Origin of the sequence: Pseudanabaena yagii GIHE-NHR1, from assembly GCF_012863495.1 — a bacterium.
Classification (GTDB): Bacteria; Cyanobacteriota; Cyanobacteriia; order Pseudanabaenales; family Pseudanabaenaceae; genus Pseudanabaena; species Pseudanabaena yagii.
The window spans coordinates 265,275-279,964 of sequence record NZ_JAAVJL010000002.1; the positions used below are offsets into that span (position 1 = coordinate 265,275).

Annotated in this window: 16 protein-coding genes and 1 pseudogene; 12 read left to right on the forward strand and 5 right to left on the reverse strand. The window is 41.4% G+C overall.

Annotation, left to right across the window (positions count from 1 at the left end; genetic code table 11):
- Window positions 1–4 precede the first annotated feature (4 nt).
- Window positions 5–307, reverse strand: a complete 303-nt coding sequence (gene ureA, locus HC246_RS18105; protein WP_126386079.1) for an urease subunit gamma — start codon at window positions 305–307, stop codon at window positions 5–7.
- Window positions 308–428: 121 nt separating this feature from the next.
- Window positions 429–1,253, reverse strand: coding sequence for an urease accessory protein UreD (locus HC246_RS18110; protein ID WP_169364854.1), 825 nt, complete (start codon window positions 1,251–1,253; stop codon window positions 429–431).
- Between the two features lie 91 nt (window positions 1,254–1,344).
- Between HC246_RS18110 and HC246_RS18115 the strand changes: the two are divergent.
- The 9 genes and pseudogenes from HC246_RS18115 to HC246_RS18155 form a co-directional block, all read left to right on the forward strand.
- Window positions 1,345–1,560 (forward strand): annotated as a pseudogene (locus HC246_RS18115) (transposase); the annotation flags it as partial.
- Between the two features lie 629 nt (window positions 1,561–2,189).
- Window positions 2,190–3,176 carry an NF038122 family metalloprotease gene (locus HC246_RS18120; protein WP_169364855.1) on the forward strand — a complete coding sequence of 329 codons (987 nt, stop codon included), beginning with the start codon at window positions 2,190–2,192 and terminating at the stop codon, window positions 3,174–3,176.
- A gap of 397 nt (window positions 3,177–3,573) precedes the next feature.
- Window positions 3,574–4,014, forward strand: coding sequence for a 2Fe-2S iron-sulfur cluster-binding protein (locus HC246_RS18125; RefSeq protein WP_169364856.1), 441 nt, complete (start codon window positions 3,574–3,576; stop codon window positions 4,012–4,014).
- Window positions 4,015–4,422: 408 nt separating this feature from the next.
- Complete coding sequence (locus HC246_RS18130; RefSeq protein WP_169364857.1) at window positions 4,423–5,256, forward strand: response regulator transcription factor; 834 nt, start codon at window positions 4,423–4,425, stop codon at window positions 5,254–5,256.
- A gap of 7 nt (window positions 5,257–5,263) precedes the next feature.
- On the forward strand, window positions 5,264–5,770 hold the full coding sequence (locus HC246_RS18135; protein ID WP_169364858.1) for a 2Fe-2S iron-sulfur cluster-binding protein: 507 nt from the start codon (window positions 5,264–5,266) through the stop codon (window positions 5,768–5,770).
- Window positions 5,771–5,838: 68 nt separating this feature from the next.
- Entirely contained in the window at window positions 5,839–6,570 is a 732-nt protein-coding gene (locus HC246_RS18140) for a V4R domain-containing protein (protein ID WP_169364859.1), read from the forward strand.
- Between the two features lies 1 nt (window position 6,571).
- Window positions 6,572–6,952, forward strand: coding sequence for a hypothetical protein (locus HC246_RS18145; RefSeq protein WP_169364860.1), 381 nt, complete (start codon window positions 6,572–6,574; stop codon window positions 6,950–6,952).
- Between the two features lie 111 nt (window positions 6,953–7,063).
- On the forward strand, window positions 7,064–7,534 hold the full coding sequence (locus HC246_RS18150; RefSeq protein ID WP_169364861.1) for a globin family protein: 471 nt from the start codon (window positions 7,064–7,066) through the stop codon (window positions 7,532–7,534).
- Complete coding sequence (locus HC246_RS18155; protein WP_169364862.1) at window positions 7,531–8,238, forward strand: hypothetical protein; 708 nt, start codon at window positions 7,531–7,533, stop codon at window positions 8,236–8,238. Before HC246_RS18150 ends, HC246_RS18155 begins: the two co-directional genes overlap by 4 nt.
- A 25-nt stretch (window positions 8,239–8,263) precedes the next feature.
- Here HC246_RS18155 and HC246_RS18160 read toward each other — a convergent pair whose 3' ends face one another.
- Window positions 8,264–8,803 (reverse strand): RNA 2'-phosphotransferase, encoded by a 540-nt coding sequence (locus tag HC246_RS18160; RefSeq protein ID WP_169365225.1) that lies wholly within the window; start codon window positions 8,801–8,803, stop codon window positions 8,264–8,266.
- Between the two features lie 231 nt (window positions 8,804–9,034).
- Here HC246_RS18160 and larE point away from each other — a divergent pair, with 231 nt between their 5' ends.
- Both larE and HC246_RS18170 read left to right on the forward strand, forming a co-directional pair.
- Entirely contained in the window at window positions 9,035–9,865 is an 831-nt protein-coding gene (gene larE / locus HC246_RS18165) for an ATP-dependent sacrificial sulfur transferase LarE (protein ID WP_169364863.1), read from the forward strand.
- A 265-nt stretch (window positions 9,866–10,130) separates the two neighbouring features.
- Window positions 10,131–11,834 carry an NAD(P)H-quinone oxidoreductase subunit 4 gene (locus HC246_RS18170; RefSeq protein ID WP_169364864.1) on the forward strand — a complete coding sequence of 568 codons (1,704 nt, stop codon included), beginning with the start codon at window positions 10,131–10,133 and terminating at the stop codon, window positions 11,832–11,834.
- Window positions 11,835–11,923: 89 nt separating this feature from the next.
- On the opposite strand, the gene HC246_RS18175 is transcribed toward HC246_RS18170, so the two are convergent.
- Both HC246_RS18175 and HC246_RS18180 read right to left on the reverse strand, forming a co-directional pair.
- Window positions 11,924–12,718, reverse strand: a complete 795-nt coding sequence (locus HC246_RS18175) for a sulfite exporter TauE/SafE family protein (protein WP_169364865.1) — start codon at window positions 12,716–12,718, stop codon at window positions 11,924–11,926.
- Between the two features lie 58 nt (window positions 12,719–12,776).
- Window positions 12,777–13,283, reverse strand: coding sequence for a hypothetical protein (locus HC246_RS18180; RefSeq protein ID WP_225903046.1), 507 nt, complete (start codon window positions 13,281–13,283; stop codon window positions 12,777–12,779).
- Window positions 13,284–13,455: 172 nt separating this feature from the next.
- Here HC246_RS18180 and HC246_RS18185 point away from each other — a divergent pair, with 172 nt between their 5' ends.
- Entirely contained in the window at window positions 13,456–14,646 is a 1,191-nt protein-coding gene (locus tag HC246_RS18185) for a lipid-A-disaccharide synthase-related protein (protein ID WP_169364866.1), read from the forward strand.
- Window positions 14,647–14,690 lie beyond the last annotated feature (44 nt).

Consider the following 14,690-nt stretch of genomic DNA (forward strand, 5'->3'; position numbering starts at 1 on the left):
TAAATTAGCGAATAGGATTATGGACTGTCACCAGTTTAGTTCCATCGGGAAAAGTCGCTTCCACTTGCACATCATGGATCATTTCGGGAATACCTTCCATCACATCATCACGGGTAAGCAAAGTCGCGCCGTATGACATCAACTCGGCAACCGTGCGACCTTCCCTTGCTCCCTCCAAAATCTCCGCAGTGATAAAGGCGATCGCTTCAGGATAATTTAACTTCAAACCCTTAGCTTTACGACGCTCCGCTAATAACGCAGCCGTAAAAATCAATAATTTATCTTTTTCTTGAGGCGTAAGTTGCATGAATATCTACCAAACTCATTTACTTAGTTTGTGATTTTGGTTTCGCCAAAATCACAAACTCACCAAACTCTAGGTATGCATTTATTGAGTTTCTAGTTTTAGCGAAGCCAAAATTAGAAACTCACCAGACTCTAGGTACGCATATTGCTCTATCCCTATAGGATACACGTAAAAGATGCCAAATTTGTTGAAACCATTTACGTGCATCACTAGACGAGTCACCACAATAGCGGCAAACTAAACCCGATAGCGATCGCGTAACTCCTGACATTCCTTGATAATTTCCCTGCTCCCAAGTAGAACGAATCCGCGTAATTAATTCAGGTTCTACGATCGCGCCGACAAAGATAAAATTTGCGGTGATCGCATAATTATTTAACCCATTAGGACTCCCTAACATTTCCGAATTTCCATTGAGATATTGCCGATCAATCCATAACGGGCTTTGGTCGCGCCATACCTCCGTATGCGATCGCCAATTCCCATCCAGAAATTTCTCCCCTCTAGCCGTGCGCCCAAACCTGATAATTTCCCACATTGTCAAGGTGGCAGTTGGGGCGAGTTCAATTCTAGTTTGCTGACGATATTGTGCTTCTGTAAAAACAATAGTCTCCTGTGGAAACCATTCCAAGTTCGCTCCTTCATCAATGCGAATATGGAGATTTTGTAAAGATTCTGCACCTGTGCTGCGATAGATTTTGCTAGCAGCAGCAGTAGTAATCAGGGCTTGGGTTTGCGGTTGCAAATGAATTTTTGCCGATAGGCGATCGCCTCCAACTAAACCACCTGCGGTATGCAAGAGAATACAATGACAAACTTCTTCACCTTCAGGATAGAGCGATCGCTGAATTTTCCAAGGTGCGACGGTGTAATTACGGGTTAATACGGTTTGCTGATTCCGTTTCGCAAATTCTAATTCTAATTCTCCCGCCCAAGGTGAAGCCATAGGAATATCTAGTTAACTTTGTAAATTCTCTGCAATAGGAAACATAGCATCTAACGCGATCGCTACATCAGGAAAAGCTTGCATGGCGATACTATCACTATTAGTAACGATGATAAAGAGTCTGACAGCAAGGGAAGTTTTTAAGAGATGTCCTCAAGTAAAACAAAAGTTATGGGGAGGAGCGTTTTGGAGTGGTGGATATTTAGCAAGTACCGTAGGAAGACAGGGAGATGAAGATAGTTACGTAAAGAAACAAGGAAAGGAATATCTCAAGTTGCACAGGGATGAGCAACTGAGTCTTTTTTGAGTCTGATACCCCGTTTGCTTGCGGCGGGGTAGTTCATTTGGAACCGTAAAATTTTACTTTAAGTAAGTTTGAAAATCTATACCAATCCTAAATAGTTTGTGGAAGAATACCTCTTCTGGGTACGCTTCCACAAACCCAAAAATCTACAAATGATTTAGGATCGCTATATCTATAATAAATAAAAATTAAATCCATCGTAACACACTGAATTAAAACACAGAGAAAGCCTTAAGAATTCTGCTAAGTCATGTTTCTAAGAATTTCTCTGTCACTTCAATCTTCAACAGGCTGTAGGCTGCAATTAAAAAATTTAAGTTGCATTAACATATCCTACAAATAATTAAGATTGATCGATTGGCAAGAAAATATCCAAATTTAGTAATTCTAGTTTCTTCTTTGCACAAATAAACTAAATATCTATGGATAGACTTTTATATTCATTACCTAGATTCCTAAATCTTAGTAAATCTCGTCTCAATTGGTTGTAAGCAATGTAATTAATTTGTTGTTTTAAAATATATTTTTTCTGAATTCTAAAGAAAAGATAAGTTGCATTTGCTGTTAGCTAAATTTCGTGCTAGCTTTGCAAAATAATTGGTTTCCTATTTAGTTTAGTAATTGAGGCATCAATGTCATACAAAAACAAACTGTCTGTACTCACTATACTAGGTACAACTCTTGTACTTGGCTTTGCCAATAAAGCCGATGCTGTAAGCTTTAATATTACCTATGACCCCAGTCTCAGTGCCTTTGGAGCGCAAGAGAGTGAGCTAAAAGCTGCTACTCAATATGTCGCCAATGAATACTCAAGTCTTTTCAGTAATAATGTGACTGTAAACATCCAAGTTACTGCTACACCTACTGGTCTTGGAAGTAGCCTTTCCTATCTTTCGGGACTCTATGATTACAATGTTATTCGTAGCGCCTTGATTAACAATGCTTCAACCCCAGATTCCATCGCAGCAACAAGTAGTTTGCCATTATCCGATCCAACAGGTGGTGGTAAATTTTGGGTATCTACAGCACATGGTAAAGCATTGGGGCTTTTAGGAGCATCTAGCGCTCTTGATGGCATTTTCTCAATTTCTACGAGTCAGACCTATTCTTTTACCCCTGGAGCTAGTCCTGCATCTGGTAGCTACAGTTATATCAGTGTTGTAGAGCATGAATTCTCTGAAATCATGGGAAGAATCCCCGGCCTTAATGCAACTATTGGTACTACTTCAAACAGCTATCTACCGTTTGATCTATTTCGTTTTAAAGCTCCTGGAGTGAGAAGTCTGAATAGTACAGATCAGAATGTATACTTCTCAACAGATAATGGTGTCACACCTCTAAAATATTACAATTCTATCGCTGGCGCAGATCTCCAAGATTGGGCAAGTAGTGTTACTCCAGATTCCTATGATGCATTTGGAACTCCAGGAGTATTCGTCCCTTTTACTGCTAACTCTCCTATTGATATTACTGTAATGAATGCCTTGGGATGGAAAAGTAATATACCGCCATCTCCATCAGTTCCAGTTCCTGTCCCAGGTGCTTTCTTAGGAGTTATAGGTGCTGGTGTTGCAATTGCCGCTAAGAATATCAAGAAGAAAACTAAAGCAAGCGTTTAATACCTATCTAAAGATTCTCATTTGGGCATTATTTGGACATTAAGTGAGAATTTTGTCATCATTAGCATTATTACAGCGCTTTGCAATTTCTTAAAAACTATACAAATACACTAGAAGAAATTTTCTGGTGTATTTGTATGACTACACATAAACTACAACATTTGTCGATCAAACGAACCACAAGATATTTTTTGAAAGGCTTGCTTCGCAAGCCTTTCAAAAAATATCTTGGTTTGGGTTTTGAGTGCAAAGCGCTGTAAATAGGCTTTAGCAAAGCTAGTCTTATCGTTTAGTGCTTAATTAAAGCACTTTGCACTTTAAAATCAGAAAAGAAGATTTAGTATTGGGCTACCTCTTTTTTGAAAATCTCAGACTCTTTTGCTCTAATTTAAGCTCTATGCCGCGCATTAAACTCGAACCTCTAGGAATTAGTATCAACGTCTCTGCCAAAAATAGATTGTGGCGATCGCTAAAACATGCCAAGGTTGAATTAGCCGCAACCTGTGGAGGGCAGGGAACTTGTGGTACTTGTGCCTTAAGAGTGTTTGATGGTGCGAGCAGTCTGAGTCCGATGCAAAACCTTGAGCAAGTAACTCTCAAAAATATTCGTAAAGATGCATCTCTTTATCGTTTGACTTGCCAAACATCAGTAGTTGATGATGGAGTCGTTTTTTATTTAGATAATAAAGCTGACAAAAAGCTAGCTCAAATCTTTGCTAGGTTAAAAAACCGACTTGCCCCACTAAATATCTACCATCCAATTACAGGCGCACTCTTAGTACAGGAGGGCAGTTTGATCACTCAGGAGATATTAGAGAATTTACTGAGTGATGCTTGATTTAGTCAGCAAATACGAGTAGCGGTGCGGAGCGCCGTTACTCGTATTTTGGATTTTAGTACCTAGTGTTAAAAATTACATATTTTTTTTAACTTTTAGCTGCCAACCTTTTGAGAAGTTATAAGCTTATGACAAGATCATCATTATTATCATTGACTTCTATCTATAACGTTTCTGAACCAATAGCGAATTAAATAGCTCTTTTCTGATTAATTCAGGATTAAGTCCCTTCTATTTTGCTACAGCTAAAAGAAACTGTGTATTAGATGGGGGGATATTTTTATAGATTAATTCCAAATTTTAAAAATTTTTATTTTCTATTACATTAAATCAATCTAAATTTAAACGCCAAAATATCATCCAAAATTTAACAAAACATTATAAAAGCCACAAATGCAGACTTTAACAATGACTAATTCAGATTCTGTTTTTGAAGAATTGGTGGATAAGCAGCATTCAAAAAAAATGCTTATTCATTTAGCTTTAGCTGAGTCAAAGCCAAGTGTATCTCAAGTGATTCTCCAAGAAATCAGAAAAGATAATCGTTGGGTTCCTGATCTTTGTTCCAATTATCAACAGTTAGTCCAAACTGTGACTAGACAATCCTCTGACCTAATTTTATTAGGAAAACTAGAGGATCTTAATTGGCTAGAGGTATGTCGGCGCTGTCTTAAACAGTGGCAGAACTTACCAATCATTTTGATGGTTGAGCAGATGGAGGTTAGCGATTTTTTTCGGGAATGGGCGATTGAGCGTGGTGTCCATGATGTGGTAAGTATTCACCCTCAAAATGTACATCTATTCCAAAAATCATTAATGCGTAATGCTCTTAAAAGTATCGCCCAGTCTGCAAACAGGAGTCTACGCTCTATTCCAGCTATCCAAAAGGATGAAACTCTGACATGGGAAGCCACGCTTGTAGCCCTAAACCGCTTGACTAAATATAGTTCTAGTTATTTAGGTCCTTTAGCGATCGGTAACTACTGGAAACTAAGTCATGCCAGCTTGGTGACACTACACCCTTCTTTAGAATATTGGAAAGTTGATTATCAAGGTCAAATTAGTTGTCCTTTTATCTCTGAGCAAATTGCCCCGTTAACTCCTGAACAATTGCAAGATGTCCAGACATGGGTAAGAGCTTTCTTAAAGGAATGTGAACGGGTTATTATTGACTTCTCACAAATATTGCAGTCCAAAGCTTTGTCTGTGGATGTTGCTAAGCTAATTTCCCCCATTGAATGAGATTTAAGTGAAACAAATAAAACTACAACCATTAAATCAAGAGGTGGAGGTCTCAACAGACAGTACTTTACTCAGTGTTTTGCTGGAACAGGAAATGAATGTGCTTCAAGCCTGTGGTGGTCAGGGGAGATGTGCAACTTGTCACATATATGTCCAGTCTGGGAAAGAGGCTCTAAGTCCGAAGAGTGAACAGGAGATATTGACTCTCAGTTTTATCACTACATCTCAAGAAAATTCGCGTTTGGCTTGTCAAGCAAGGGTTTTGCAAGATGGTTTGGTGATTGAAGTTCCTCAAGGTATGTATATCGGCTCAATTGGGGAGTTAAAAAGCTTAATCGGAAAACGTGCTCAACAAAATCTAATTCATCCATTAACTGGTGATGTTTTAGTTGAAGAAGGCAAGTTGATTTTGCGATCGGCTTTAGAAAAAATGGCTGAAATTGATTCCACCTTTACTACTGATTTAAGTCAAATTTTATTACCTCCCGAAAAATCGAAGGTTTTACATAAGTAATCTAATTTTGGTTTTATCTAAAACGCAGGAATTAAAAATTCATATATACGCAAATGTAAGGAATTCCAATGACCAAATCAAGCACTCTGTCTACTGGGGAAGCAATTCTTCCATTAACCTCTCTCTATCAAGTTTGTCATTATAGTCGGCATACTTTCTTTAAATTTGATCAGACTAAGGGGCAAATTCGAGACTGGAATCAACATCAATATGTGTTAGCCAGTGATGATTTTATTGTGTCTTTGCTGAAAGGATTAGAGCATGAAGTAGGGGAAGCCTCTGGTTGGTTGATGTATTTGATCGGTAAAGAGTGGGGAACCGATGATGCCAAAGATTTTAAGATTTGGTTTGAGAGGGACTATCATCTCAGTATTAATAAATCGAGTCTCAAATTTGCCTTAGAAACATGGTGGTGGCCATTAACTGCTCAGGGGTGGGGAAAGTGGAATGTCGATCTCAGTTCTATTCGAGAAGGCTTTATTTTTATTGATCTCTTTGATTCGGCTGTAGCTAAGTCGATGGGGAATATTGGTAAGCCCGTATGTTTCCTCTATGCAGGGTTATTAGCAGGTTTCTTTTCCGTGATGCTAAATCGTGGATTGAGTAGTACTGAAATTCAATGCTATTCCATGGGCAATGATTTTTGTCGATTTTTGATTGGTTCTGAGACTCGGATTAAGGCTGCTGAGTTTTGGTTAAGTTCTGGGGCTACCGCTAAAGAGATTGAACAAAGGTTATTGGATCAGGATCTCTCTAGTGCCAATGGAACAAGCCAAGCTATGGAGACAGGAGGCATTTAAGATGAGAAAACGGAATCGCGCTAATATTTTTAGGGCTTTACTACATCGCTTGGGCAAGTTATGGCGATCAGTTTCGCAATCATTTAGTAACTTGTTTGCCCCTGCGCGATCGCCATCTAAGAGATCACGATCACAAAATGCTGAGCAAGAAATTTATGAGCCATCTCCTCTAAGTAGTAACGGTCGTAACGCAGTGATCGCCATTCCGCGTCCATCGCCTTTTTTACTAGGCTTGGATGATTTGACAGATTTGGAGTTTTTAACTACTAAGGAGTTTCTTCAGCAAATTGAGTGGAATGCAGAAAGTCAAGAGGATTTGCTTGTTAAGGAAGAAGACATGACTTTGTTAGAGGATTTACTTGTAAATTTCCCTGAGTCCTAATTTTCCTAAATTAAAAGCTGCTTACACTTTCAAATAGCTGATTAAACAGCTGAAACAACCCCATTCATCATTTTTAATTACTTTATTAATTACAAATTTAATCTCAAACCCATGCTTACTTTATTAGAAGATGTCTTAGATCGTGCCGATGGCTCATACATTACGCCTGAGGATTTACGCACTTTAGATCGAGCGATCGCTTCTTGGCAGCAGCGTCGTCAAACCTACGATTTAGTTCAACTTAAGGAAAATACCATTCTGGCGCAGGTGATGCAGCAGATCCAAGCTACAGCTCCCGATGTCTCTGCAAAGGTGAATTTCGACGGAGGCAATAAGTGCAATCGCGATATGGCTTTGGTACTGCGCTACTGTGCTACTGCCATGTTGTTACAAGATGAGGAACTCCTCAAGGATCGCCTGCTGTATTGGATGCAGAACATTATGGTGGCACTCAAAAATCAAAGGGTGAATGATTTTGTTTATCGCTCTTTACAAAAATCGGTGCAAGAGCATCTTCCTCCAGAAAATGCAGATTTACTATTGCCCTACATTGCGATCGCTCACCAATGGTTAAGCCAATGACGAACACTTCAATTCCCGGAAACTACTTCTCGCCTCGCTTTTATGTCAAGTCTGATCCTGCGACAGGTTTGTTGTCAACTCGCCAAGGCGATCGCTTAGTTGCTGTACCTGATTTTCTCTTGCGGAGTATCCATCGCGCTTTACAGTCTGAGGCAGGACAGGCAGGAACCTTGGCACTCTACACCTTTGGCTTTAGTTGGGGTGGCTCTTTTTACGATCATATTCGTGGTGAAATCGAGTCCTATAGAGGCACAACGATTATGGCAACTAACGCGGTTGAGTTCTTTGCGACAATGCGCCAACTCTGGACAGTGCATGGCATGGGGAATTTGACTTTGGACTTTAGCCATCGGCAACATGGTCTGATCGTAGTTACCACCGAAAATTCAGTGTTGACGATAGGTAGCGAAATTGGTTTGAAGTCGGGTAATTTACCTTGGCATCATCTGCAAGCAGGATTTATTGCCGCATGGTTTTCTCGATGGGCTGGCAAAGATATTCGGGCTTGTGCGACGGATTGGTCAGATCCTCCTGAAATAAGTTCTACTGCGGCTTTAGATAGCTCTAATTCAGATAGCTCTAGTAAGGAAAATTACACGCGCTTTATCGTAGGAGTAACCAACAAAATTCAACAGGTAGAGCCTTGGGTGAAGCAAGGATTGCGAACCACAGAAATTTTGGAAAAATTGACAGCTAATTCATAAATAAGAGGTGGGGAATGCCCACCTCTTATTGTAAATATTTAGGTGGAACGCGAGCGACTAGCCACACCTGATTAGCTGAGCAATAAAAAATATAGCCATCTTTAAACATTGCCGCCGCATTTACCTCAAATACCACAGGTTTACCATGTCGCTGTCCCACCGTTTTTGCCGTAGCCAGATCGCTTGATAAATGCACATGATGACGAGACATTTTCTGCAAACCTAAGTTACGAATAGATTCCACATTCTTTTCCGCAGTCCCGTGATACAGCAAATCTGGTGGTTGCCTTGGCTCTAGTTGTAAATCCACTTCCACGCTATGCCCTTGATTTGCCCGAATCAAAGTTTTAGTCAGATCAAAGGAAAAGCGTTGCTTAGCATTGGTAGCAACAACTTCATCCAGTTCCTCTCGACTAATTACAAAGTTATGCTTAGCACTTGCTACTAGCAAATCATCAACTTGCACCCATCCGCCAATACCTAGGCTCAAGCCCAATTGCTCTGGCTCATGGCGTAGATATTTGCTGAGAAATTTACTGATTGAGGTATTACGTGACTTGTCCATGATGTCCTGCCATAGAGTTTTTATTTTGCCCAAGGCAAAATGAAAACTCATAACTCCTACTGAGCTTGATTTTTTGTTTTCAAGTGAAGTCTGTACTCATTTAAAAACCACTATAAATAATATAGCGAGTTGCAAAGGGTTATTTCCCTGCCTTTGACAGGGAAATAACCCTCTGCATCGCGTTCAAAAAGCAGATGCCAAAATATTAAACAACAAGTATCAAGAGTTTTTATGTTAAATGCCGCATTGTCCGACAAGCTCGATCGCTTACGTCACATTTTTAATGAAGCCGCCGAAGTCCTTGTTGCTTACTCTGGCGGCATCGATAGTACCCTTGTTGCCAAAGTTGCCTTTGATGTTTTAGGCGATCGCGCCCTTGCCATTACCGCGAATTCACCGTCTTTGCTACCTGCCGATCTTACTGCCGCTAAGGTTCAAGCGGAATTTATTGGCATCAAACATCAAATCGTCCAAACCGAAGAGATGAATAACCCCAATTACACCTCTAATCCGATTAATCGCTGCTATTTCTGCAAAAGTGAACTCCATGATACGCTCAAACCTCTTGCCAAAACGATGGGTTATGGCTATGTCGTCGATGGCTTAAATGCAGATGATTTGCAGGATTATCGTCCAGGGATTCAGGCTGCAAAGGAACGTGGCGTGCGATCGCTGCTGGCGGAAGTGGGCATTAGTAAAATGGAAGTACGCATGTTATCGCAATATTTGGGAATGCCTTGGTGGGATAAGCCCTCACAGCCCTGCTTAAGTTCGCGATTTCCCTATGGCGAAGAGATTACAATTGAGAAATTACGGCGCGTTGGCAATGCAGAACAGTATTTACGCGATCGCGGATGGAAAGGAGATATTAGGGTGCGATCGATGGGAGATACTGCCAAAATCGAAGTGCCAAGCGATCGCTTGAGTGAATTTATCAACATTATCGATATGTCCCAACTCACCCAAGCTTTTCGTGACTATGGCTTTAGCTCGATCACTCTAGATTTAGAGGGCTTTCGTAGTGGCAAGCTCAATGATGCGATCGCGCAGTTAAAGAACTAAGGCTCTTGCGGATAAAAAATGTCCCACCAAAGTTATCTAGCTTCGACTTCGCTCAGCTAACGTTGGCTGAGCGAAGTCGAAGCCACAGGTACTTTAATTAATAGCAAGTCTCTAAACCTATACAAAAACAAGAGGTGAAGCACTTAGTGCTTCACCTCTTGTTTAGACTACTTGATGGTAGGTATCGAAAAGAATCATGCTTAAAACTTTGTAAAGTTTAGTACAATACTTAACATTCCCTTGGTAAGTATTTATTCTCATTGACATGACATTAGACCAATTTCCTTGGCTTACCGCGATTGTCCTGCTCCCCCTCATAGCTTCCTTACTAATCCCCATATTGCCAGACAAAGAAGGCAAAACTGTGCGTTGGTATGCATTAGGTGTAGGCATCGCTGACTTTATTTTGATGTGCTATGCCTTCTGGAAAAACTATGATCCGAGCAGTGCAACCTTCCAGCTCGCGGAAAAGTACACATGGATACCCCAGTTAGGTCTCAGTTGGGCGGTCTCGGTCGATGGCATCTCTGCACCCTTAGTACTACTTGCAGGACTTGTTACTACGCTATCAATCTTTGCTGCGTGGCAAGTTAATATCAAACCCCGCTTGTTCTACTTCCTCATGTTGGTGCTGTATTCTGCACAGATCGGCGTATTTGTTGCCCAAGATCTCCTGATGTTTTTCATCATGTGGGAAGTAGAACTAATTCCTGTGTATTTGCTCGTTTCCATCTGGGGCGGTCAAAAGCGCCAGTATGCAGCCACAAAGTTTTTGCTTTACACCGCCGCCGCTTCCATTTTTATCTTGGTGGCAGGTTTAGCAATGGCTCTCTATGGCAATAACCTCACCTTTGATATGGCAGAGCTATCACTCAAAGAATTTCCTCTGTTCCTAGAGCTTCCCCTCTATGCAGGTTTGTTAATTGCTTTTGGTGTGAAACTCGCAATTTTCCCTCTCCATACTTGGTTGCCCGACGCTCATGGCGAAGCATCTTCACCTGTGTCAATGATTTTGGCTGGTGTCCTGCTAAAAATGGGTGGATATGGTCTGATTCGTCTAAATATGGGATTACTTGAACATGCTCATGTTTACTTCGCGCCCGTATTAGCGATGTTAGGCGTAGTCAATATTGTTTACGGGGCAGTGAATTCCTTCGCTCAAACCAATATGAAGCGCCGCCTTGCGTTCTCCTCAGTTTCGCACATGGGCTTTGTCCTGATTGGCATTGCATCTTTCACTGACTTGGGAATCAGTGGAGCAATGTTGCAAATGCTTTCCCATGGACTGATTGCCTCGGTCTTGTTCTTCCTTGCTGGTGTTACCTACGATCGCACCCACACAATGTTATTGAACGAGATGGGTTACATCGGTAAGGTCATGCCTAAGGTATTCGCTCTCTTTACGGTTGGCGCATTGGCATCTTTGGCTCTGCCTGGAATGAGTGGTTTTGCTAGTGAAATTGCTGTATTTGTGGGCATGACCTCCAGCGATGTCTATAGCTCTACATTCCGCACAGTCACGGTATTCCTTGCCGCAGTGGGCGTAATTCTCACTCCGATTTATTTGCTCTCCATGTTGCGTCAGATTTTCTACGCCTGTGAGGGTAATCCTACATGTGATATCAATCCTTCCTGTGATATCTCAGACATTAGTCTTAGATCACAAGGCAACCAAGAAGTGGTTTGTTTCGGTACAAGTTGTGCCTTACCTAGTGAATCTGACTTTAGTGATGCCAGACCTCGTGAAGTATTTATTGCGGTTTGCTTCTTAGTACCAATTATTGCGATCGGTGCTTATCCCAAGATGGCAACCAATATTTACGATACGACCACGGTGATGATTAACTCGCAAATGCGTCAAGCCCATGCTGATATATCATCGCTGAAAAAGTCTCCCATCTTAGCTCAGCCATCTTCTTTTCCTACACTTTCAGAAGCTAAAGCTAGTTCAGTTGTAGCGAATAAATAATAGATAAAGAAAAGATTCGCAATGCGAGTCTTTTCTGGGTGTTGATCCAAAAAGACTCGCGTTGCGAGTCTTTTTTGTCTTTTTTGATTTTATGCAGAGTGGATTAACTTCCAGCTAACTGTTAGTAAAATTACGAAAATGAGATAACGCAAAGCTCTTTGAGGTGCTAACTTGCAGAGTTTAGACCCTAGAAGCACTCCAGGCACAGAACCAATCCAAATAGGAATCACGATATGCCAATCTACCGTACCAAGGCTGAGATGTCCCAATGAGGTAAAACCTAGCAAAATGGCGGCTTGAGTAATATCAGTGCCAACTAATTTGCGAGAATCTAATCTAAAGAAAGTCATCAGTACCAAAGCAAAGAGTGATCCAGAGGAAACACTGGTTAGCCCAACCATGCAACCAAGTATAAATCCTGTTAGGACTGCTTTGATCTTGCCGTTAGTTGTATTTAGATCAAAGGTGGGAAAGGACAGAAGAGATACATTTGGGGCAAAAGTGGCGAGAGATAATTGGCCTAAACCCGCGATCGTCACTAATAAAATCATTGTGCCGATGGAAGGTAATAGAAATGAGTCTAAACTCCATCCGTGAGATTGCATGATATGGAGAATGACAACTCCCAATAATGCTCCGGGGACACTGCCAAAGGCTAACCATTTCACTACTTGAAAATCGAGGGTTTCCTGTCGCCAATGGCTAATACTGGCGATCGCTTTCATCATTGTGGCGGCGACAATATCCGAGCCAACAGCGATCGCTGTGGGGACGTTGAACACAAAGATCAGCATTGGTGTGATTAAGGAAGCACCACCTATTCCCGTCAATCCAACGACCGTGCCAACAATAAAACTAAATCCTGTGAGTAAAAAGTAATTCATATATAAGTTTTTTATAAAAAATTTTTTTAATATTTTTAACATCTAAAAATTGAAAGATTTAGCTTTGGGGATTGAGGAACGCCAAGCTGAATTGTTCATTAATCGGTAAAATCGCGCTGAGATCGATAATGTGAAAATAAACTAACGCCACAATAACAAAGGTGTAAGCGGTCGAAGTCATTACCCCCGTCCATAACTCTTGCTTTAAACTACGCTTCTTCGCCGTACTTTTTTGGAGGATATCCGTTGCTCCCATCTGCATGAGGACAATCCCGATGAGATTTGATAACCAATAGCCCACGATCGCCGCTTGGAAGAACCATTCAGAACGCCAAAGACTAACTACATAACCAAATCCGTAGGCAATCGGCAGATTAATAATCAAGTCATTCCACCAGCAAAGTGGTGACAGCAAATAACCAACTGTCAGCAAAAAGCCACCCTTAATTTTCTGTAGGATATTTTGCTTCTGACTAGTTGAAGTAAGGGTTTGTGCTGCTTCTGGGGCTGAAGCGATCGCTTGGCTGGTCGAATTAGAAGTTTCTGAGTTTTTCAAGCAGGTCATAAATCTACGGCATTATCATGCATTTACCGTATTTTAGGGTAATTCTGTCCAGTTGTCGCGTCAAATGACCGATTAATCATAAAGTTTAGTAATGTCCTATTAAAGCTAGGCGAAGCTTTTTGCCGCCTAGCTTTGGACTACCATAGGTTTTAGGTGTAGATGTGGTTGTTTAATGAAACCAAAACGAGTTCTGTTTATTAGCAATGGTCATGGAGAGGATTTAAATGCTTGTGAAGTTTTAAAGGCTTTACGTCGCAAGTACGCGAATGTAGAAACGATCGCTTTACCACTGGTAGGAGAAGGAAATGCCTATCGTCGTGCTGGGGTAGAAATCGCGACACCGACTAAAGCTTTGCCATCCGGGGGATTTGGCTATATGAGCTTGCGTAAGCAAATTGCAGATTTTCAGTCGGGGTTGATTAGCTTAACTTGGCAACAAATTAAAGCCGCAAAGTCATGTGGTCAAACCTGTGATTTTGTATTTGCGACTGGCGATGTTCTTCCCGCAATTTTTGCTTACATAACGGGATTACCCTATGCAATATTTTTAGTATCCTCATCAGGTTTTTATGAAAATTACTTTATTCCGCGTTGGGAACTAGCACTGATTATGCGATCGCCTCGTTGTCGGCAGATTTTGACCCGTGATGCCTATAGTGCGAAACTGCTGCAACAAGGGGGATATCAAAATGCTAGTTTTGCAGGCTATCCGATCATGGATGTTTTGGAGCCAACGGGAAAGCATCTGCACTTAATCCCCAATGTGCCAATGATCGCTTTATTGTCGGGAAGTCGTTTGCCTGAAGCTGCGGAAAACTTGGCATTACAATTGCGCCTGTGTATAGCAATCTCCCAAGAATTTGCTCCTAATCTCGTTCAGTTTCGTGCGGCTCTTGTACCAAGCCTGATGCCGCAGTTGCCTGAGCTTGCCACCAAGGCAGGTTGGGAATATACCGATGGTAAGCTCTATCAAAGAGATTCTGATATTAGCGTCATTTGTTTTAGCGAGGCCTTTCCTGATATTTTGCAGCAATGTGATCTCGCGATCGGCATGGCAGGGACTGCCGTTGAGCAGGCTGTGGGATTAGGAAAACCTGTCGTCCAAATTATGGGAAATGGCCCCCAATTTTCCTATCGATTTGCCGAAGCACAGGAAAGGTTACTGGGTCTATCAGTCCAAACCATTGGCAAAAAATCCGCTACACCTGAAATTTTGCGAGATGCGGCAAAGTGTGTCAAAAGGACTTTAGGCGATCGCGATTATTTAGAACGTTGCCGACAAAATGGATTAGAGCGTGTAGGTAGCAAAGGTGGCTCTGAAGGCTTAGCCGATGCGATCGCCAGTCATCTATTCAGTTCTTAATGGTAAACACCCCACTAAGCTAACGTGGGCTTCGACTACGCTCA

Excerpts from the sequence above, each read along its gene's own strand:
- ureA (WP_126386079.1), bottom strand. The coding sequence starts at position 307 with ATGCAACTTACGCCTCAAGAAAAAGATAAATTATTGATTTTTACGGCT.
- HC246_RS18110 (WP_169364854.1), bottom strand. The coding sequence starts at position 1,253 with ATGGCTTCACCTTGGGCGGGAGAATTAGAATTAGAATTTGCGAAACGG.
- HC246_RS18120 (WP_169364855.1), top strand. The coding sequence starts at position 2,190 with ATGTCATACAAAAACAAACTGTCTGTACTCACTATACTAGGTACAACT.
- HC246_RS18125 (WP_169364856.1), top strand. The coding sequence starts at position 3,574 with ATGCCGCGCATTAAACTCGAACCTCTAGGAATTAGTATCAACGTCTCT.
- HC246_RS18130 (WP_169364857.1), top strand. The coding sequence starts at position 4,423 with ATGACTAATTCAGATTCTGTTTTTGAAGAATTGGTGGATAAGCAGCAT.
- HC246_RS18140 (WP_169364859.1), top strand. The coding sequence starts at position 5,839 with ATGACCAAATCAAGCACTCTGTCTACTGGGGAAGCAATTCTTCCATTA.
- HC246_RS18145 (WP_169364860.1), top strand. The coding sequence starts at position 6,572 with ATGAGAAAACGGAATCGCGCTAATATTTTTAGGGCTTTACTACATCGC.
- HC246_RS18150 (WP_169364861.1), top strand. The coding sequence starts at position 7,064 with ATGCTTACTTTATTAGAAGATGTCTTAGATCGTGCCGATGGCTCATAC.
- HC246_RS18155 (WP_169364862.1), top strand. The coding sequence starts at position 7,531 with ATGACGAACACTTCAATTCCCGGAAACTACTTCTCGCCTCGCTTTTAT.
- HC246_RS18160 (WP_169365225.1), bottom strand. The coding sequence starts at position 8,803 with ATGGACAAGTCACGTAATACCTCAATCAGTAAATTTCTCAGCAAATAT.
- larE (WP_169364863.1), top strand. The coding sequence starts at position 9,035 with ATGTTAAATGCCGCATTGTCCGACAAGCTCGATCGCTTACGTCACATT.
- HC246_RS18170 (WP_169364864.1), top strand. The coding sequence starts at position 10,131 with ATGACATTAGACCAATTTCCTTGGCTTACCGCGATTGTCCTGCTCCCC.
- HC246_RS18175 (WP_169364865.1), bottom strand. The coding sequence starts at position 12,718 with ATGAATTACTTTTTACTCACAGGATTTAGTTTTATTGTTGGCACGGTC.
- HC246_RS18180 (WP_225903046.1), bottom strand. The coding sequence starts at position 13,283 with ATGACCTGCTTGAAAAACTCAGAAACTTCTAATTCGACCAGCCAAGCG.
- HC246_RS18185 (WP_169364866.1), top strand. The coding sequence starts at position 13,456 with ATGAAACCAAAACGAGTTCTGTTTATTAGCAATGGTCATGGAGAGGAT.